Genomic DNA, 18,187 nt, shown 5'->3' with positions numbered 1-18,187 from the left:
GACGCCTCGTCCGCATTCCAAAATCCAACTCAGGACTCGCCAAACGCCCATGAACTCTCGTTCCGTGCCCCGCCGCCATTCTGCATTTAGCATCGTGGCGTCAGCCTTCGTTGCTTTTGCTGTTTCAGCGTTCTCCCAAGCCACGTTCCCCACTCCCGCGCTCACCGGCATCGCTCCACTCGGCTCCAAAGCCGGAACGACTATCGAACTCACGCTTCGCGGCACTGATCTGGATGCGCCCATCGCCATCCTGCTGAATGAGCGCTCGATTCCCGTCAAAAGCCCGAAGGCCAACGTCGTCAGCTTCGCGCTGCCTGCCGACCTGAAGCCCACGCTCTACGATCTCCGCTTCGTTGGGCGCTACGGTGTCTCCAATCCGCGCGTGTTTGAAATCAGCACGCTCGACACCGTCGAATCACCCGGCACGAACACCAAGGCCGACAAAGCGCACAAAGTCGCGCTCAACTCCGTCATCCAGGGCGTCTTCAAGTCAGCAGCACCGCATTGGTTCACCTTCGATGCGAAAAGCGGCCAGACGATCACCGCTACTTTCAATGGCCGTCGTTTTGACACACGCACGGAACTGCTCGCCGCCGTCAGCGCTCCCACGGGCCGCGAACTTGCCCGCATGCGCGATGGTGTGCTCACCTTCACCGCCAAAGCCGACGCCACCTATCGCCTCCGCCTGAACGAGCTCATGTTCCGCCCCGGCGACGACTACAGCTATCGCGTCACGCTCAGCACCACGCCGCCTCAGGCTCGTCTCGCCAGCCAAGCAGGCCCCGTGCGTCCCGTTCAGATCGGCCAGACCATTCAAGACGCCTTCCTGCCGCTCGGTGCTACGCACAGCTTCGATCTCGCCTTCAAAACGGGAGAGAAGTTCATCATCGAGGTCCATTCGAATCAGCTCGGCCATCCCACCGATCCGCATCTCGTCATCGAAAACCTCAAAGCCGACGGCACACTCACCGCGCAGGCCGAAGCCGCCGACGCGCCCGCCATCACACCCGCGCCGAGCCTCGCCGTGCTCAACCGCGACCCCTCCTACGCCTACGAAGCCAAGGCCGACGGCACCTTCCGACTCACGCTGAACGACGCCTTCGGCACCACACATCCCTTTGAGCTGCGCATCCTCAAAGAGGCGCCGAAGCCTCCGGCACTCATCGCCATCAATCCCATCCTGCCCGGAGCCAAAACCAAGACCGCCGAGTCCGGCAGCTCGAACGTCCCGCGCAACGGCATCGCCGCGCTCGAAGTCGTCGCGCCGAATCGCAACGCCTTGAGCGAGCCGATCGAATTGAAGGCTGGAAATCTCCCCGCCGGCGTCACCTGCCTCGGCGGCTTCATCGGCAAAGGCCAGTCACTCGGCTACATCGCTTTCCAAGCCGCCGCCGATGCTCCCGCAGGTGCCAGCGTGCTCAGCGGCATCACCAAGAGCCAGTTCGTCAGCTACAACGTGGCCGACATGACCAAGGAAAGCCCGCTCTACCGCACCACCGCCGCTCCCGCGCTCGGTGTGAGCACGCAAACCGCCCCCGCCTTCATCCAGACCGAGAAAACCGACATCCTGGAAGTCGCCGCTGACGCCAAACTCGACATCGCCCTCAAAGTCACCCGCCACGCCGACTTTGCCGACGCCCTCAAGCTCAAAGCCCTCGGCCTCATCGCGGACGCCACCAAAGCACCCGAGGCTGACATCGCCGCCAAAGCGACCGATGGTAAATTCACCCTCGATGTGAAGACCTTGAAGCTCGCCCCCGGCGACTACGGCTTCATTTTCCAAGGCCCGGCAAAGATGAAAATCCGCCGCAACCTCGAAGAACTCACCCAGGCCGAGTCCGACGCCCAAAAAGCGCTTGGAGATCAAAAGGAGGCGCAGAAGAGACTCGACGCCGCCAAGGCGGACACAACGCCAAAGAAAGACGAGCTCGTCAAAGCTGCCACGGAGGCGCTCAAGCAGGCTGACAAAGCCAAGGCCGACATCGACAAGCTCGTCAAGGACCTCACTGCCAAAGCCGCCCCCAAAGAAGCCGTCTTCGCCGTCTATTCCAATCCCATCCGTGTCCGCGTGAAGGAGGTCGCCAAAAAATGAGATCCTTTGTTCCTCTCTGCATTCTGCATTCTGCATTCGTCATCGCCGCCACCGCCGCGCCCATTGACTACGACACGCAGGTCTATCCCTTCCTCAAAGACAACTGCATCGCCTGCCACAACAAGACCACCACCAAGGGCGGGCTGAACATGGAGACCCCCGCGCTGATGGAAAAGGGCGGCGAGACCGACAAGGGCCTCATCCCCGGCAAGGGCGCCGAAAGCATCATCTACCAGGCCGCCGCGCACACATGGGACAGCGAGATGCCGCCGAAGGGCAACAAGGTCGGCGCGGTGAACCTCACGTCGCAGCAGCTCGCCATCTTGAAGGACTGGATTGATCAAGGCGCGCGCCCTTCGCCGAAGCGTGACAAGATCATCGCATGGGAGCCGCTGCCCGCCGGACTCCAGCCCATCTTCGCCCTCGCCACCACCGCGCAGGGCGATTTCGCCGCCGCGGCACGGGCGAACCAGATCAGCATCTATCATCTGCCCACGCACAGCCTTTCCACGAAGCTCACCGATGACGCATTGCTCAAATCCGGCCTCTACAAGCAGCCCGGCGTCGCGCATCGCGATCTTGTGCAGTCGCTCGCCTTCAGCCCGGACGGCATGCGGCTGGCCACGGGCAGTTTCCGTGAGGTGAAGCTGTGGAAACGCGAAAACAAGCCCGCAGCCGCGCCGGTGCCCGCGCATCCGAAGTTCACCGCCATTCAAGAGGCCGACAACACGATCAAGATTACCGAAACCACGGGCGGAAAGCTCGTCGCGCATATCAAGACCGATTTGTTCGCCGAGCAGACGCTCGCGCAACGCACGCTGGCCGCCACGCGCGCAGCGCTGGAGGTCACTTATCAAAACGAGGCCATCAAGAAGGCCGAGACCGACGCCACCGAGCAGACGAACCGTTTGAAGAAAGCCAACGAGCTAGCCGAGTTGGCGAAAAAGAGCCTGGAGGACAAGAAGAAAGATCTGAAGACCAAGCAAGATGCGACGGCCGCTGCGGAAAAGGCAGCAAAGGACGTTGGCGCGGAAGTTGCCAAGCCTGATGAAGCTCTCGCCAAGAAGCAGGCGGAAGCACAAGCCGGAGTCACCAAAGCCAGTGCGGAACTCGCGCAAGCCCAAGCAGACCTCAAAAAAGCAGAGGCAGATCCCGCCAAGGCCGGTCTGGCTGAGAAGCAGAAGGCCATCAAGCCGAAGGAGGATGCCAAAGCCGCTGCGGACAAGGCTTTGAAGGCCGTGGCCGATCAAATCACTGCCGCGACCAAAACGGCGGCGGATGCGTTGCTCAAAAAACAGACCGAAGCCAAAGAAAAGGCCGCCAAAGCCGCCACTGACCTCAAACTCGCTCAAGAAGCCCTCACACGCGGCGAGGCCGCCATCACCGACACGGCGAACGAGATCAAACTCGTGACTGAAAACGAGAAAAAGGCCAAACAGACCGTCTTGGATGCCAAGGCACGTCTCGAGGTCGTGAGAAAGGAATCGGAGAAAGCCGCCGCAGACCGCGATCTCGCCGCGAAAGCGCTCGCTGCCTCCATGAAGAAAGCAAAGGCGCTGCATTTCAGCCCGAACGGCTTCGAATTGATCGCCACGTTCGATTCCGGCGAGCCGCTCGCATGGAGCACGGTCACCGGAAAACCGATCGCCCCTGGCAGCACAGGCGTGGCATGGGTGCTGGAGCGCACGCTCGGCACAGGCGATGCCAAGTCGCCGATCACCGACCGCGCGAACAGCCTCGCCTTCTCGCCGGATGGCAAAATACTCGCCATCGGCAGCGGCGAGCCTTCGCGCAGTGGCGACATCACGTTGTGGGATATCGAATCCGGCAAGCTCGTGAAAAACTACGCCGAGCGTCACCTCGACAGCGTCTTCGCGCTCGACTTCTCGCCGGATGGCAAGCTCCTCGCCTCCGGCGGAGCCGACAAGGCCGTGCGCATCACCGATTTGACCAGCGGCAAGGTCGTGAAGGTCTTTGAAGGCCACACGCATCACGTTCTCGGCTTGACATGGCGTGCGGATGGCCGCCTGCTCGCCAGCAGCGGAGCGGACAACGTCGTCAAAGTGTGGGACTGGACCACCGGCGACCGCCGCAAGAACGTCGATGGCTGGGACAAAGAGGTCACCGGCATCCGCTATCTTGGCGCGGCTGATCAAATCGCCACCAGTGCTGGCGACACCAAGCTGCGCCTCATCACCAGCGACGGCGGCGAAGTGAAGCAACTCCCCGGTGCCACCGGCTTCCTCCAATCCCTCGCCGCCACTCGCGGCGGTGATTTGATCCTCGGCGGTGATCAGGAAGGCGTGCTCCGTGCCTGGGATGTCACCAGCGCAAAGATCGTGGCGGAGTTCAAACCGTGAGACGCCTTCCCGTCCTTTTCGTGTCCGACAGGCTTCAGATCAGACAGGCCATCGCTTCATCCAAAAAGTCAGCGTCTTCGGCGATTCGGTCTCCTCACCGATTTCCTTCCACACAAACGTGGCCTGAAGCTCAGGATGCTTCGTGTAGCCCTGGCTGCGCCAGAAATCATCGAGCGGGCGATAGCCTGCGGGACGCAGCGGATGATCGGTGGGACGGTCCACGGCGCAGAATGTGCTGAACCTGGAGCCAAGCTGGCGAATATGCGCCTCGCGCCGCGTGAAGAACTCCTTCCCGACACCTTGGCCGCGATACTCGGGCAGCAGGATGGATTCGCCGAAGTAGCAGATCGTGGAGAGATCGTAACTGGCCTTCGCAAACGCCGACTGAAACTCCGGGCCTTCATCAAGCATCGGCAGGCACGTCGTCGCGCCAACCACTCGATCTCCGTCGAACGCCAGCACCACGAGACTGCCGCTGGAGCGCAGGTAAACGCGGAGGTAGTCACGCTCGTATTCGAGGCTGCCGTCGTAGAGATATGGATATTCGCGGAAGACGGCGATGCGCAGCTCGCCGAGCGCGTCGAGATGCGGTTCGAGTTCTGAGCCGTGAAAGTTTTGGAGGCGGAGCATGATGAAAATGACGAAGCCAGAGCCGAGCGAAGCGAGACAGACGACTGAAAGGAGCCGGAGGGTGAGCAAAGCGAATCAATGGCGAATGACGAATGAATTTCCAAATCCGAATGAGCAATGCTCCACGTTAATTGGAGCTTGATTCGTCATTCCTCATTCTGGTTGCGTCATTGGGCGAAGCCTTCTGCCATCTCCCGAATCCGCCTCCGCATGTTCGCAAGGCCGTTCAATCGCGTCGGGGACAGCATTTTAGTGAAACCACAGGCTTCCCATAATTCCGGCTCGATGACTGCGGCCTCGGCGGGGTCGGTGTCGTCGTAAAGATCGCACAAGAGCGCGGCGAGGCCCTTCACCATCGGGGATTCGGCATCGCAGGAGAAACGGGCACGTCCATCGACAAGTTCGCCATGCAGCCAGACGCGTGAAACGCAGCCGGGAACGAGGTTGGAGTCGGTTTTATACTCCTCGGCGATTTTCATCGACGAACCACGTGTGACAACGGCGTTCAGACGCTCATGCGGGTCGTGGATGATGTTCAGGTCGTCGATCAACGACCACTGTTTCTCCACCAATGTCATTTGATCTTCGCGAGACGGCCCTTGCTCCAGTTTAGCCCGGCCTGGATGGCCTCGTCGTTGGCGATGGCGGCAGCGAGCTTCTCCCAGATGGCGACGGCGCTGGCAAAGGCTGCCTTCGCCTCGGTTTTCTTGCCGGCGCTTTCACTCGTGTGGCCGAGCGCGCCGTAAAGCTGCGCGAGCTGGCTGGACCACATGCGGCGCTCGGGTGTAAGATTGTCGCTTTCCGGCAGCGCCTTGATGAGCGCCTCCATGGACTCCACCGCCTGCTTCGCGATTGGGATCGCAGCAGTGGTCTTGCCGGTGTCGGCCATCAGCTCGGCGTATTCGCCGCGCAGCTTGGCCAGCAGGAAGCCGTAGCGGGCGTTCGTTTTGTCATCGGCAAGGATCTCATTCACCAGCTCGATGGCATCCTGCTTTTTCTTGGAGGCCTCCGAGGGGTTCCCGGCATCCCGTGCGAGCGAGGCGAGCGCGCCGTAGTTGCGGGCGAGGAAATACTTCACCTCGGCCCATTCCGGCATGAGGCGGTTGAGTTCGAGCAGGATGGGCAGCGCCTGGCTGTGCGCCTCCTTGGCATCCGCGCCGCTGAAGTGACGGCCGATGAGCTCTGCGAGCTCGGTGTAGGCCTCGGCGAGCAGCAACGCCTGGTCCTGATTGCGCGGGCTGCTGCCGAGCACGAGCTCGCCCATGTCCTTCACGGAGTCGATGAGGGTGTTCAGCGCTTCCTCGATCTTGCCCGCCTCTCGCTGGCTGATGCCCTTGGCGAACTTGGCGCGGGCGAGGATGAATTTTTCATCATTGATGAGGTCGTGACCGATGAGCTTTGGGTCGAGGATGACCGGCACGCGCGCCAGCGCCTGCTCGGAGCCTGGCATGTCGCCATTTCGCAGGGTGCGCAGGCCGTATTCAAGCCACGCACGGGCGCATTCGTTGCGCGCGAGGCGGTTTTTAGGATCAGCGGCCAGGCCTTTGTCGAGATTGACAGTGGCATCGCCAAGGAGAAGCAACGAGTCCGCATGACGGCCCTCACGGCCGCGAATGTCGGAGAGCAGCAGGCTGTAGCGGCCGAGCCACTGCTGGTAGAGGGCAATCTGCGCGCCCTCGCCCGCTCCTTTGCTGATCAAGTCGAGCGCTTGTTCCCGCGCCTTGGTGAGGTATTCCACCGCCTGCGTGGTGTTGCGCAGCCGGAGGTGGAGCTGGCCGATGTTTCCATACGCGCGCAAACGCTCGACGCCGAGCGCGGGAGAAGTTTCCAGCGCGGTCAGTCCGCGCATGCAGTAGGCCAGGGCGTCGTTGAGCTGCTCCTTCTGGAAACCGGCCTCCATCTCGTTGCCCGTGGGCGTTTGCAGCAACTGCGTGAGGAACTGGTCCACCGCGTTCTGCGAGTTTTGCAAATTCTGGTCCGCCACGGCCTTCGCGGCCCGAGAGGTGTCTCGCTCGGTGGTCAGCGTTGCGATGCGGTTCTCTCGGGCGTCGATCTCGATCTTGTGGTTCGCACCGAGGCTGTCGATGGTCTTCTCGGCCTTCTGCGCGCGGCGCAGGGTCACAAACGCGTAGATAAAGCACAGGACGAAGATGGTCAGCAGCGAAAGCGCGGCGGTTTGCAGAGTGAGCACCTTCTTCGCCTGCTTTTGACGCTCGCGGACGGTCTGCTCGCGCGATTCTTCGAGCAGGTAGTCGCTTTCGAGCACCTCGAACTCGCGCACGACCTCGCGCATGTCCGCCCAACGCGCCGCGGGATTCAGGTCGAGGGCGCGTTCGATGATGTTGCGACGGCGCTCGTCCCATTTTGACTGCGCGGGGTGCGGCCAGACGACTTTCGGCTGTGATTTGACGGCGGCGAGCAGCGCGTTGCTGTCGATCTGCGCAGCAAGACCGGACGCGGCCTGCTGCTGCGCACGCTCCACTTCACTGGCCCACATCTCCGCGCCACGCGGCAGGATGCCGTTCAGCAGGCGATACGCCAGCACTCCAAAACTGTACACGTCCCACGTCGGGCCGTAGCCCGCAAACACACCGTCCGGATTCTCCGCCTGCTCCGGGCAGAGATGCACGAAATGATCCGTCAGCTCGAGGTGATGAATGCCTCCCACCCAGCCTTGAGCGATGTCGGTCAGGCGAATCGAGGATTCCGCATCATCTTCGAGCAGCACGTTGGCGGGACGGAGATTCCCATGAGGGATGCCGTGCTTGTGCAGCCAGGCCAGAGCGTCCGCCACCTCGTAGATGTGCCGCCAGGCCTGCTCCGGCGGCAGTCCGTTGCACACAGCCTCCAACGTGGGCGTCTGCCACTGGCGGCGGCCATGGCTGTCCTTCGTCATCACGCCGACGAGCGGCATCACGCAAAAATACGGCGTCTTGTCGAAGCTGTAATTTTCCACCGGCAGCACGCCCCGGTGGTGCGGCATCTGCTGCAGGGCGCGGAAGGCCGTGGCCAGCGCCTTGCGGTTGATCGCCATCGAGCTGAAGACCTTCACCGCGCAGGCCTTGCCGTTCGCGGACACCGCGCGGTAAACGGCACCGCACCTCCCGCTGCCTACCAGGTCCTGCAATTCATGTCCGGCAATATCAGGCAGACTCATGCGTGCTTCGGTTCTCTCTAGGGGCGGTTGAATTGTCCCGGATGGCTCGAAAAACAGGCTGGAGAGTCATCAAGGGCAGGTACGATGGTGGCGGAATGGGAAATCTCAAATCTCAAATGCCTCTTTGCAAAAATCGCGTGCCACAAATGCCAGCACGCCCATGCTGACTCCACGCCGCATGAAAAACCCGAAGGCCGACCCCCACATCGAAATCAAGGCCATCTATGCCGAGGTCGAACGCCGTCCCCTGCCCCGGCAGTGTGCCATGCGGACTGGCTGCTGCCACTTTCGCCTGGCAGGACACACCCCGCTGCTTACGCGAGGCGAGGCGCTCTACGCCGCGCAGGGCGTGCGCGCCAGCGGTCGCAAAGCCCTCAAGCCTCACCCGGACGGCGCATGCCCGCTGCTAGGCCGCGATGGCCGTTGCACCATCTACACCCACCGCCCCTTCGGCTGCCGGACGCATTTCTGCGCCGAAGCCGGGGGAATGTATCCGCGTAAACATGTCGCCGACCTCATCCAGCGCCTCGAAGCCCTCGACGAGCAGCTTGGCGGCTCGGGCTCGCGCCCGCTGGAGGCCGCCGTCAGCGCCGCGCTGGCGGAAAAGTAGCTGCCTCACGGTGCCGCGCAGTCCCGTGCCAGCTTCTGGCTCGCCTCGGAGAGTTTCGCCAGCGGGTAGGAGACCTCCTGAGCGTTCGCAGGCATGCGCAGCACCACATTTTCGCCTTCAAGGCGCACAAATCCGGCCTTGATTGTCTTCCCCTCCATGTTCGTCCAGCTCATGATCGGCGGCAGGGATTTCTTCGGCGTGCTCGCGGCGACGGTCATTTTCGGCGCGCCGCTCTCAAAGCTCGCCCCCTCCGCGATCCACTCGGTGATCTTCTTGATGTCGCTGGACGAGAGCTGCTGGTTCGGCGGCATGTGGTTCTTCCCGTCATTCACCATGATCTCCAGGAAATGGCTCTCCGCAGGCTTGCCGGGCCGGATCTGCGCCACGTCATTGTCGGCGATGTCCAGTTTGAAGGTTTCCAGGTCGTCGAAGACAAAACCGGCCTTCTTCTTCCCGGTCTTCACGCTGTGGCATTCATAGCAGTTCTTTTCCAAGATCGGCTGGATGTCCTTTTTGAAATCGGCCGCGCCAGCCAGGGCGGCGGTCAGTGACCAGGAGATCAGGATGATGTGGTTTTTGAGCATGGGGGCGCGTTGGGAGTGCGGGGAGAACGTGCCATCCCGCTTTTCCTTAGCCAGCTTCTTTTTCCCGTGGCATGAAAGCAGCATGTCGCCCCTGCGCACCGTCACCGACCCCGCCGAACTCCTGCCCTTCCTGCTCGCGAACTGGCCGGAGGTGAAGCGTACGCGCGTCAAACAGTGGCTCAAGTTCGGCAGCGTCCGCGTGAACGGCAAACCAATCACCCGTCACAACCACGAACTGCGCCCCGGCGACAAGATCGAGATCAAGGTCGAGCGCGCCCCGCAAAAAGCCGCCAAACCCCTCCCCCCAGGACTCGAAATCATCCACGAAGACGACGCCATCATCGTCCTGAACAAAGCTGCAGGCTGGCTGACCGTCGCTCTCGATTCCGGCAAGGGCCGCACCGCCTACGCCGCCCTCACCGACCACGTCCGCGCCACCGATCCGCGCAACCGCGTCTGGATCGTCCACCGTCTCGACCGCGACACCTCCGGGCTCATCGTCTTCGCCAAGACGGAGCCCTTCAAACGCATCCTCCAGCAGAACTGGCACAAGTTTGACAAGACCTACCTCGCCGTGGTTGAAGGCGTCATCAAACGCGACTCCGGCACCCTGCGCTGCCACTTGAACGAGGAGTTTTCCCTCCGCGTCCGCAGCGTCCCGCCCGGCGACGACACCCGCGAGGCCATCACGCATTTCAAAGTCCTCCAGCGCACTGCCGACCGGACCCTTGTCGAACTCAAACTCGAAACCGGCCGCCGCCACCAACTCCGTGTCCACCTCTCCGACATGGGCCACCCCATTGTCGGCGATACTCCTTACGGCGCCAAGACCGATCCCGCCAAACGCCTCGCCCTCCACGCCACCGAACTGAAATTCGTCCATCCCGCGACCGATGAAAAAATGACGTTCACCTTGCCGCTGCCGGGCGTTTTGATGAAACTCATCCATCCTTCCGCATGAAAACCGCGCTTCTACTCCTCGCCCTCGGAACCGTCACCCAAGCCGCCGACTGGCCGGTCTGGCGCGGACCGAATCACGACGGCGTCTCGACCGAAAAGCTGGCCGGAACAGAGGTGAAGAAGCTCTGGGAGGCGAAGATCGGCATCGGCTTCGCCTCGTTCACCGTCGCGGATGGCCGTGTTTACACGACGGGCCACGCGGACGGCAAGGACACCGTGTTCTGCTTCGACGCCCTGAGCGGAAAGCAAGTGTGGAAGCACGACTACGCCGCCGATCTCGGTGACAAGTATTACGAAGGCGGCACCTCGGCCACGCCGACGATTGAAAGTGGCAAGGCCTATCATTTGAGCCGCTGGGGCGACCTTTTTTGCTTCAATGCCGCCACCGGCACGATCGTCTGGCAGAAGAACATCCAGCAGGAGACCGAGGCGAACATCCCTGACTGGGGATTCTCCGGCTCCCCGCTCGTTTACGGCGATCTGCTCATCCTGAACGTCGGCAAAGCCGGCACCGCCGTCGAAAAAGCCACCGGTAAGCTCGTGTGGAAGTCCGACACCGACAACGCCGGCTACTCCACGGCCTACCCCATCACGGTGAACGGCAAACCTCAGGTCGTCATCGGCTCCGGTCGTGCCTACAAAGGCGTCGATCCGAAAAACGGCAGCGTCATGTGGGAGCACACCTGGTCCACCAGCTATGGCGTGAATGCGGCCGATCCAATCCTGAGTGGCACGAAACTATTCATCTCCTCCGGTTACAACAAAGGCTGTGCCCTGCTTGATCTCGCATCCGCAGAACCGCAGGAAGTCTGGCGCAGCCGTGTGCTAAAGAACCAGTTCAATTCGTCCGTGCTCATCGAGGGCCACCTCTATGGCAGCGACGGCGACGAGAGCAAAACCGCGTCCCTCAAGTGCATCGACTTCGCCACCGGCACGGAAAAATGGAACGAGCCCTCCACCGGTTTCTGCTCCCTCAAGGCCGCCGATGGCAAGCTCATCATCATGACCGCGAAAGGCGAACTGATCATCGCGAAGGCTGATGCGGCCAAGTTTGAGCCGATCTCCCGCACTCCTGTGCTCTCCGGCCGCTGCTGGAGCGCCCCAGTCCTCGCCAACGGCCGCATCTATGCGCGCAACGCGGCAGGCCAGATGGTGTGCGTGAGCGTCAATTGATCATCTCGATACAACCTCAGGTTATATCAATTCGAGGAGCGGTGATTGCATGGGCACGGTTGCGTCATGCAACAGCTCATCATCGACAAACCCTATCGTTTCATCCCTTCCCGCAACAGCCGCTTCTGGAGCGCGCTGGTGCATCTCTGGCTGCCAGGGCATCTGCGGAAGGTTTATGGCATCGAGTCCTGCGAGTGCGTCAGAGCGGAAAAGCTGCGTGACTCGCTGAACTCCGGCCACGGCATGCTGCTGGCCGCGAATCACTGCCGCCCGTGCGATCCGATGGTGATCGCACGCAGTCTGCGTCCGCATGTGCGCTGCGATTTCAGCACGATGGCGAGCTGGCACATCTTCCATCAGAGCCGCGTGCAATCCTTCCTCCTGCCGCGCATGGGCGGCTTTAGCATGTTTCGCGAAGGCATGGACCGCGAGTCACTCAATCATGCCACGCAGATCCTCGGTGAGGCACGGAGGCCGCTCATCGTCTTTCCCGAAGGCTTCATCACCCGCAGCAACGATCATCTCGCTAACCTCATGGACGGTGTGGCCTTCATGGCGAGGCTGGGGGCCAAACTGGCGGCGAAAATCGACTCGAAACGCAAGGTGGTCATCCATCCCACCTTCCTCCGCTACTTTTTCGAGGGCGATCTTGAAACCACGCTGCGCCCCGTGCTCAAGGACATCGAAACGAAGCTCTCCTGGCAGCCGCAGACGCATCTTTCCCTGCGCGAACGTGTGGCGAAGCTCGGCGAGGCGCTGCTCTCGCTCAAAGAGATCGAGTATCTCGGCGCGGCACGCGGTGGATCGCTCGCGGAACGTGTCGGCACCTTGATCGATCATCTCCTCTCTCCGCTGGAGTCGCAGTGGCTCAAGTCACCGCGTCGTGACAAAGACACAATGGAGCGCATCAAGGCCCTGCGCACCGCCATCGTGCCTGATCTGCTCGATGAAACCCTTTCCGAGGCGGACAAGGCCGCGCGCTGGCGGCAACTGGCGGATCTTTATCTCGTGCAGCAGCTTCACTGCTATCCCGGCAGTTATCTCGACACCTCGGACGCACCGGAGCGCCTCCTGGAAACGGTGGAGCGCTTTGAAGAAGACCTCACTGATGTCGCGCGACCACACTCGGCGATGCGCGCTGTCGTGATGATCGGCGATGCCATCGAAGTCTCGCCGGAGCGTCCGCGTGGCGTCTCCGCCGATCCGGTCACGCTTGCCGTGCGCCAGCAGCTCGAAGCGCTCATGACTGAATCCCTCAACCATCGCAACTCATGAACCTCACCACCATCCTCATCCGCCTCGGCGTCGTCGTGCTCGCGCTGGCCGCTTGGCATTGGACGCAAATCCTCATCGCCCGCAAAAGCACGCCACGTCACGGCCTGGGCGATCTCGTTCACGATCTCACTTCCCGCTGGCACGGCTGGCTCAGTGTGAATGATCGCGCTGCAAACCGCCTGCTCATCATCAGCTCATTTTTCATCAACGTGCTCGGCCTTTCCGTGATCGGCATGGCCGTATTTGGCGGCAGTTTCGCGCCCTTCATCGCGCTACTTATCCTTTTCGGCCTGCGGCAGCTTTCACAGGCCATCTGCACCCTGCCGCCGCCTCCCGGCATGATCTGGCGGCATCCGGGCCGCCCCTCCTTGCTGGTGACGTATGAGGTGGGGAATGACTTCTTTTTCTCCGGTCACACGGCGCTGGCCGTGCTTGGTGCGCTGACGCTTTCACAGACCGGACCTGCGTGGCTCGGCATCGCCTCCATCGTCATCGCGGCAGGAGAAATGGCGACCGTTCTGGTTCTGCGCGCGCATTACACGCTGGACGTGATCGCCGGGGCTGCGGTAGCCTTTTTTGCACATCACATGGCGGGCCATGTCTCACCCGCGATCGACGCCTGGCTGCGCTGATCATGCCTTTTCTCAATACCAACTCAAAAAAGGTCGATTAGCCGGCCTGACCTTCGCGCTGGAAGATCCCCTCGCATGAAACCAAGTCCATCACCCGCGATCCCGTTGTGGCTCAAAGTGTCCTACACCGCCTTCATGGCGATTTTGATTCCCGTTTACTGGTATCACTACGGTCCGACGAACTTCCTCTACTTCTGCGACATCGCACTGCTGCTCACACTCGTCGGTGTGTGGCTGGAAAAGCCGCTGCTCATCTCACTGCCCGCCGTGGGCATCCTGATGCCGCAGACGCTGTGGTGCGTGGATTTCGCGGTGCAGCTCACCGGTGGAAAAATGACCGGCATGACCGCCTACATGTTTGATGAGCAGAAGCCGCTCTTTCTGCGTGGCCTGTCACTGTTTCACGGCTGGCTGCCCTTCCTGCTCGTCTTTCTCGTGTTCAAGCTCGGCTACGATCATCGCGCCTTCAAAGGCTGGACGGCCTCCGCGACGGGGCTGTGCCTCACGGCCTTCTTTGTCCTGCCTAAAGCCGGTGAAACGCTGCCGGATCGCAATCTGCCGCGCAACGTGAACTACGTCTTCGGCATGGACGATGCGCAGCCGCAGACCTGGATGGGCGCAGAGCTTTATCTCGTGACATGGATCGCGCTGCTCGTCATCCTCGTGTATCTGCCGACGCATTTCCTGCTCAAGAGAATCTGCCCCACGCCTGAACAAGCCGCCGCCAAACGCGCATGAATTCCCCCAACTCTGTGATCAACGAGACGAACTGGAAACGCGGCTTCTGGTGCCTCATGGGCACGCAGTTTCAAGGAGCCTTCTCCGACAACGTGCTCAAGTGGCTCGTCATCTACCTGGTCATCGCGCAAAAGATGCCGAAAGAGCAGCTCGACAGCCTGGTGTCCGATTCCGGCATGTATTTCGCCATTCCCTTCCTGCTGCTCTCGATGTTTGGCGGATGGATGGCGGACCGCTTCAGCAAGCGGCATGTGATGATCGGCGTGAAGACGATGGAGATCGGCATCATGGTCTTCGCCACCTATGCGCTCGCCTCGGGCAGGATGGGCCTGCAACTCGCCAGCATCTGCCTCATGGGCGTTCACAGTGCGTTCTTCGCCGCGTCGAAGTATGGCTCTCTGCCTGAGGTGGTGCCGCCGAAAAAACTCTCGTGGGCCAATGGTGTGATCGAGATGCTCACGTTCCTCGCCGCGATCTTCGGCACACTGGCTGCCGCGTGGCTGGCGGAGAGCTTTGCGGGCAAACCGGCGTGGTCCGGCGGCATCCTGCTCGGTCTCGCGATGATTGGCTGGCTGATGAGCCTGGGCATCACGCGTGTTCCCGCCGCGAGTCCTGACAAGCCGCTGCGCCTCAACTTCCTCGGCGACCTATGGCGTGAGTTTAAGTGGATGCGCACGGACCGCGACCTGTGGCGCGCAAATCTCGGCAACACGGGCTTCTTTTTCATCGCGGTGTTGCTTCAGATGAACCTCGTCCTCTACGCGGAGCAGGTCATGCACATCAAGCCAATGGAAAACAGCGCGTTGCAAGTCGCGCTGGCCGTCGGGATGGCCGCAGGCAGTCTGCTGGCGGGCAAACTGAGCGGCGATCATGTCGAGTATGGCCTCATCCCACTCGGAGCCTTCCTCATGGCAGCGATGGGCTTCGCGCTCGGCATCGATGACATTTCGAAGTCCGCTTTCACAGTCTGCCTCACACTGCTCGGCATTGGTGGCGGCATGTTCATCGTGCCGTTGGCCGCCGTGTTGCAGCATCGTCCACCGGCGGATCGCAAAGGCTCGGTGCAGGGCGCGGCGTCGTGGTTGTCGTGGGTCGGCATCAGCGCGGCGGCGTTGTTGCAAAAGGAACTGAACATCCGCCTCGGCTGGACGCCGGGAGACATCTTTTGGTTCTGTGGAGCCTGCGCCGTGATCGCGGGCGTTTACGTCACGATGTCGAGGCCGGGCGCACTGCCTGCGTTGCTCAAACGCTGGACGAGTCCGGGTGGAATGACGAAACCAGAATGAGGAAGGACGAATGAAGTCCAAATGACCATTGCGTTGAGGCATTCAGGCTTCAGCATTCATTCGTCATTCTGAATTCGCCATTCGTCATTGCCATGCACATCCTTCTTCTTCCCTTCGGCAGCGCTGGTGATGTGTTTCCCTTCATCTGGCTGGGGAGGCATCTCATGGCACGTGGACATCGTGTGACGATGATCACGGCGTGTTTGTTTGAGGATCAGGCAAGACGTGCTGGACTGAACTTTGTTTCGCTGGGCGAAAAGGAAGAGTTTGAGGCGATGATCCGCGATCCGCGCATCTGGAAGCTCGGCATTGGCACCAAGGTCGTGTTTGAGTTCGCTGCGAAATCCGTGGAGCCATATCTCGCGGCCATTGAGAGCTGCGGGAAGGTCGATCTCATGCTCGCACCCGTCACGGCGTTCGGCGCACGCCTTGCACGCGAGAAGCATGGTATTCCCTTGATCACGGTGCATCTGCAACCCGCCGTGTTTCTGAGCGTGCATGAGACGCCACTGCTGCATCCGGCGATGCGTGTGCTGCGTGCCATGCCGGTGTGGTTCAAGCGGGCGCTCTTCTCGCTGCCAAATCCGGTCGATCTCTTCGCACTGCCCAAAGTGCGGCGCATTTGTGAAGTGAACGGCGTCAAACCACCGCGAAGCCTCTGGCGTGAGTGGTGGGACTCGCCCGATGGTGTGCTGGCACTCTTCCCTGAGTGGTTTGCCGCGCCGCAGCCCGACTGGCCGACGAATCTGCTGCAATGGACCTTTCCCTTGGAGGATTTGGCGAAGGAGCAGCCACTCTCGACTGAGTTACAGATTTTCTTAGCCGCTGGTGAGAAGCCTGTCGTCTTCACACCTGGCAGCGCGAATGTGCAGGCCTCACGCTTCTTTGCTGTCGCGGCTCAAGCCGTCGCGCAAGTCGGCTGCCGGGCGGTTTTTGTGACGCGTGAGCCGAAACAGGTGCCGCCGAGTCTTCCTGATAACATCCTGACCGTCGAGTATGCGCCGTTCAGCACGCTGCTGAAGCAAGCGAGCGTGTTTGTGCATCACGGCGGCATCGGCACGATGTCTCAGGCCTTCGCCGCTGGCGTGCCACAGCTCATCATGCACATGGCGCACGATCAGCCCGACAACGCGAATCGTGTCGAACGACTCGGGGCAGGAATCAGCCTCAGCGTGCGACAATTCACGTCCAAACGAGTAGCCGATGAGCTCAAGCGACTGCTGGGCCAAACAGCCATGCGCGAAGCGGCTGCGAAATGTGCGGATCGGATTTCAAAAGCCCCGGACATGGACGTTTTGATGCGCTGGATCGAAGAACGAATCAGACGATGAATGCCCATGCTGAACCCGAACGCCGCCTCGGCCTGCTGCAGGCGACGGCGCTGAACATGTCGAACATGCTCGGTGCGGGGCCGTTCATCACGATCCCGGCGCTGATGCTAACGATGGGCGGACCGCAGTCGATGCTCGGCTGGGGTGTGGCGCTCATCGTGGCGCTGGCAGATGGTCTCGTGTGGAGCGAGCTGGGCGCGGCGCTGCAAAAGTCAGGCGGATCGTATGTTTATCTTCGCGAAGGCTACGGGCGCGAAAAATGGGGCCGCTTCATGGGCTTTCTCTTCATCTGGCAGTTCATCCTCAGCGGGCCGCTGGAGCTGGCGACGGCCTACATCGGCGTGGCGCAGTATTTGCAACCGCTGTGGCCACAAAGCAGTGATTCCACACGGTTGTGCGCGGGCGCGGGTGTCGGCCTGCTGGTGATCTTTCTCCTGTATCGGCGGATTGAGTCGATTGGGAAGATCACGGTGATGCTTTGGGCGGGAGCGCTGCTGGCGATGGCGGTGGTGATCGTCACTGGCGCGATGCATTTCGATGCCAAGCTCGCTTTCGACTTCCCAGAGGGTGCCTGGACGATGGACACGACGAAATGGATCGCGCTGGGCGCGGCAGCTCGCATCGGGATGTATGACTACCTCGGCTACTACGACATCTGCTTCATCGGTGATGAAGTGAAGCAGCCGGGACGTGTCATTCCGCGCGCGGTGATGCTTTCACTCGTGCTGGTGGCGCTCATCTATTTCGCCGTGAACCTCTCGATCATCGGCATGGTGCCGTGGCGGGAGTTTGTGACGGCGGAAGGCGTGAACAAGCCGGTGGTGACGATGATGATGGCGAAAATCTACGGCCACGACTTCGCGCAGCTTTTCACGGTGCTGGTGCTGTGGACGATGGTGGCCTGCTGTTTCGCGATGCTGCTCGGTTACTCACGCATCCCGTATGCGGCGGCGCGGGATGGCAGCTTTTTCCGCGTGTTTGGCCGTCTGCACCCGACGCTGGGCTTTCCGCATGTGTCATTGATTGTCGTCGGCCTGATCGCCGCTGCGGCCACCTTCGTGAAGCTGGGCACGCTGATCGACGGACTGCTCACCACGCGCATCGTCGTGCAGTTTGCGGGTCAAATCGGTGCGCTGGTGATGCTGCGTCGCCTGAAACCGAATATGGAGCGGCCTTTCCGCATGTGGCTGTATCCGCTTCCAGCGCTGCTGGCGCTCGTCGGCTGGGTTTACCTGCTGCTGACGACGGATCGCATGCTGCTGGGCTATGGCGCGCTGGCTTTGGTCGCCGGCAGCGGTGTTTTCCTGGCCTGGAGCTGGAAAGCACGCTCATGGCCGTTCGCAGCCGCAAAGTGACGGC

The 18,187-nt window shown here is 61.4% G+C and carries 15 protein-coding genes; 11 read left to right on the top strand and 4 right to left on the bottom strand.

The genetic code is table 11. The features are described from left to right. Positions 1 to 49: 49 nt before the first annotated feature. Both ACILSE_RS03225 and ACILSE_RS03220 read left to right on the top strand, forming a co-directional pair. Complete coding sequence (locus ACILSE_RS03225; protein ID WP_395715908.1) at positions 50 to 2,092, top strand: hypothetical protein; 2,043 nt, start codon at positions 50 to 52, stop codon at positions 2,090 to 2,092. Then, the gene (locus ACILSE_RS03220; RefSeq protein WP_395715907.1) at positions 2,089 to 4,452 is read left to right on the top strand and encodes a c-type cytochrome domain-containing protein; all 2,364 of its coding nucleotides are present in this window, start codon (positions 2,089 to 2,091) and stop codon (positions 4,450 to 4,452) included. The genes ACILSE_RS03225 and ACILSE_RS03220 overlap by 4 nt, the downstream gene beginning before the upstream one ends. 39 nt (positions 4,453 to 4,491) lie before the next feature. On the opposite strand, the gene ACILSE_RS03215 is transcribed toward ACILSE_RS03220, so the two are convergent. The 3 genes from ACILSE_RS03215 to ACILSE_RS03205 all read right to left on the bottom strand — a co-directional run bounded on the left by ACILSE_RS03215 (position 4,492) and on the right by ACILSE_RS03205 (position 8,239). Then, positions 4,492 to 5,082: a GNAT family N-acetyltransferase gene (locus ACILSE_RS03215; protein WP_395715906.1), complete on the bottom strand. Its 591-nt coding sequence runs from the start codon at positions 5,080 to 5,082 to the stop codon at positions 4,492 to 4,494. A gap of 167 nt (positions 5,083 to 5,249) precedes the next feature. Further along, positions 5,250 to 5,660: a SufE family protein gene (locus tag ACILSE_RS03210; protein WP_395715905.1), complete on the bottom strand. Its 411-nt coding sequence runs from the start codon at positions 5,658 to 5,660 to the stop codon at positions 5,250 to 5,252. After that, entirely contained in the window at positions 5,657 to 8,239 is a 2,583-nt protein-coding gene (locus ACILSE_RS03205; RefSeq protein WP_395715904.1) for a protein kinase domain-containing protein, read from the bottom strand. Before ACILSE_RS03205 ends, ACILSE_RS03210 begins: the two co-directional genes overlap by 4 nt. Before the next feature lie 160 nt (positions 8,240 to 8,399). Here ACILSE_RS03205 and ACILSE_RS03200 point away from each other — a divergent pair, with 160 nt between their 5' ends. After that, a complete protein-coding gene (locus ACILSE_RS03200) occupies positions 8,400 to 8,849 on the top strand; it encodes a YkgJ family cysteine cluster protein (RefSeq protein ID WP_395715903.1) in 450 nt (149 codons plus the stop codon). A 5-nt stretch (positions 8,850 to 8,854) separates the two neighbouring features. Here the strand turns inward: ACILSE_RS03200 and ACILSE_RS03195 are convergent, their stop codons facing one another. Further along, entirely contained in the window at positions 8,855 to 9,433 is a 579-nt protein-coding gene (locus tag ACILSE_RS03195; protein ID WP_395715902.1) for a c-type cytochrome domain-containing protein, read from the bottom strand. 82 nt (positions 9,434 to 9,515) lie between these two features. On the opposite strand from ACILSE_RS03195, the gene ACILSE_RS03190 reads away from it, so the two are divergent. The 8 genes from ACILSE_RS03190 (at position 9,516) to ACILSE_RS03155 (ending at position 18,183) form a co-directional block, all read left to right on the top strand. Next, positions 9,516 to 10,394 carry an RluA family pseudouridine synthase gene (locus ACILSE_RS03190; protein ID WP_395715901.1) on the top strand — a complete coding sequence of 293 codons (879 nt, stop codon included), beginning with the start codon at positions 9,516 to 9,518 and terminating at the stop codon, positions 10,392 to 10,394. After that, entirely contained in the window at positions 10,391 to 11,566 is a 1,176-nt protein-coding gene (locus tag ACILSE_RS03185; protein ID WP_395715900.1) for a PQQ-binding-like beta-propeller repeat protein, read from the top strand. The genes ACILSE_RS03190 and ACILSE_RS03185 overlap by 4 nt, the downstream gene beginning before the upstream one ends. 66 nt (positions 11,567 to 11,632) lie before the next feature. Next, positions 11,633 to 12,841 carry a 1-acyl-sn-glycerol-3-phosphate acyltransferase gene (locus ACILSE_RS03180; protein WP_395715899.1) on the top strand — a complete coding sequence of 403 codons (1,209 nt, stop codon included), beginning with the start codon at positions 11,633 to 11,635 and terminating at the stop codon, positions 12,839 to 12,841. Further along, on the top strand, positions 12,838 to 13,473 hold the full coding sequence (locus ACILSE_RS03175) for a phosphatase PAP2-related protein (RefSeq protein ID WP_395715898.1): 636 nt from the start codon (positions 12,838 to 12,840) through the stop codon (positions 13,471 to 13,473). The genes ACILSE_RS03180 and ACILSE_RS03175 overlap by 4 nt, the downstream gene beginning before the upstream one ends. A 75-nt stretch (positions 13,474 to 13,548) precedes the next feature. Further along, entirely contained in the window at positions 13,549 to 14,211 is a 663-nt protein-coding gene (locus ACILSE_RS03170; RefSeq protein ID WP_395715897.1) for a hypothetical protein, read from the top strand. Continuing rightward, positions 14,208 to 15,497 carry an MFS transporter gene (locus ACILSE_RS03165; RefSeq protein ID WP_395715896.1) on the top strand — a complete coding sequence of 430 codons (1,290 nt, stop codon included), beginning with the start codon at positions 14,208 to 14,210 and terminating at the stop codon, positions 15,495 to 15,497. Before ACILSE_RS03170 ends, ACILSE_RS03165 begins: the two co-directional genes overlap by 4 nt. A 92-nt stretch (positions 15,498 to 15,589) precedes the next feature. Then, positions 15,590 to 16,828, top strand: a complete 1,239-nt coding sequence (locus ACILSE_RS03160) for a glycosyltransferase (RefSeq protein ID WP_395715895.1) — start codon at positions 15,590 to 15,592, stop codon at positions 16,826 to 16,828. After that, positions 16,825 to 18,183 carry an APC family permease gene (locus tag ACILSE_RS03155; protein ID WP_395715894.1) on the top strand — a complete coding sequence of 453 codons (1,359 nt, stop codon included), beginning with the start codon at positions 16,825 to 16,827 and terminating at the stop codon, positions 18,181 to 18,183. The genes ACILSE_RS03160 and ACILSE_RS03155 overlap by 4 nt, the downstream gene beginning before the upstream one ends. The last annotated feature ends 4 nt before the right edge of the window (positions 18,184 to 18,187 follow it).

The sequence above is a fragment of the Prosthecobacter sp. genome (assembly GCF_044236155.1).
Taxonomy (GTDB): domain Bacteria; phylum Verrucomicrobiota; class Verrucomicrobiia; order Verrucomicrobiales; family Verrucomicrobiaceae; genus Prosthecobacter.
The sequence above is the reverse complement of the archived record's forward strand: the minus strand, read 5'-3'. Positions and strand labels throughout refer to the sequence as shown.

Coding starts and splice junctions, on each gene's coding strand:
- ACILSE_RS03160 (WP_395715895.1), top strand. CDS start 15,590: ATGCACATCCTTCTTCTTCCCTTCGGCAGCGCTGGTGATGTGTTTCCC.
- ACILSE_RS03200 (WP_395715903.1), top strand. CDS start 8,400: ATGCTGACTCCACGCCGCATGAAAAACCCGAAGGCCGACCCCCACATC.
- ACILSE_RS03220 (WP_395715907.1), top strand. CDS start 2,089: ATGAGATCCTTTGTTCCTCTCTGCATTCTGCATTCTGCATTCGTCATC.
- ACILSE_RS03165 (WP_395715896.1), top strand. CDS start 14,208: ATGAATTCCCCCAACTCTGTGATCAACGAGACGAACTGGAAACGCGGC.
- ACILSE_RS03210 (WP_395715905.1), bottom strand. CDS start 5,660: ATGACATTGGTGGAGAAACAGTGGTCGTTGATCGACGACCTGAACATC.
- ACILSE_RS03185 (WP_395715900.1), top strand. CDS start 10,391: ATGAAAACCGCGCTTCTACTCCTCGCCCTCGGAACCGTCACCCAAGCC.
- ACILSE_RS03180 (WP_395715899.1), top strand. CDS start 11,633: ATGCAACAGCTCATCATCGACAAACCCTATCGTTTCATCCCTTCCCGC.
- ACILSE_RS03225 (WP_395715908.1), top strand. CDS start 50: ATGAACTCTCGTTCCGTGCCCCGCCGCCATTCTGCATTTAGCATCGTG.
- ACILSE_RS03155 (WP_395715894.1), top strand. CDS start 16,825: ATGAATGCCCATGCTGAACCCGAACGCCGCCTCGGCCTGCTGCAGGCG.
- ACILSE_RS03215 (WP_395715906.1), bottom strand. CDS start 5,082: ATGCTCCGCCTCCAAAACTTTCACGGCTCAGAACTCGAACCGCATCTC.
- ACILSE_RS03195 (WP_395715902.1), bottom strand. CDS start 9,433: ATGCTCAAAAACCACATCATCCTGATCTCCTGGTCACTGACCGCCGCC.
- ACILSE_RS03170 (WP_395715897.1), top strand. CDS start 13,549: ATGAAACCAAGTCCATCACCCGCGATCCCGTTGTGGCTCAAAGTGTCC.
- ACILSE_RS03190 (WP_395715901.1), top strand. CDS start 9,516: ATGTCGCCCCTGCGCACCGTCACCGACCCCGCCGAACTCCTGCCCTTC.
- ACILSE_RS03175 (WP_395715898.1), top strand. CDS start 12,838: ATGAACCTCACCACCATCCTCATCCGCCTCGGCGTCGTCGTGCTCGCG.
- ACILSE_RS03205 (WP_395715904.1), bottom strand. CDS start 8,239: ATGAGTCTGCCTGATATTGCCGGACATGAATTGCAGGACCTGGTAGGC.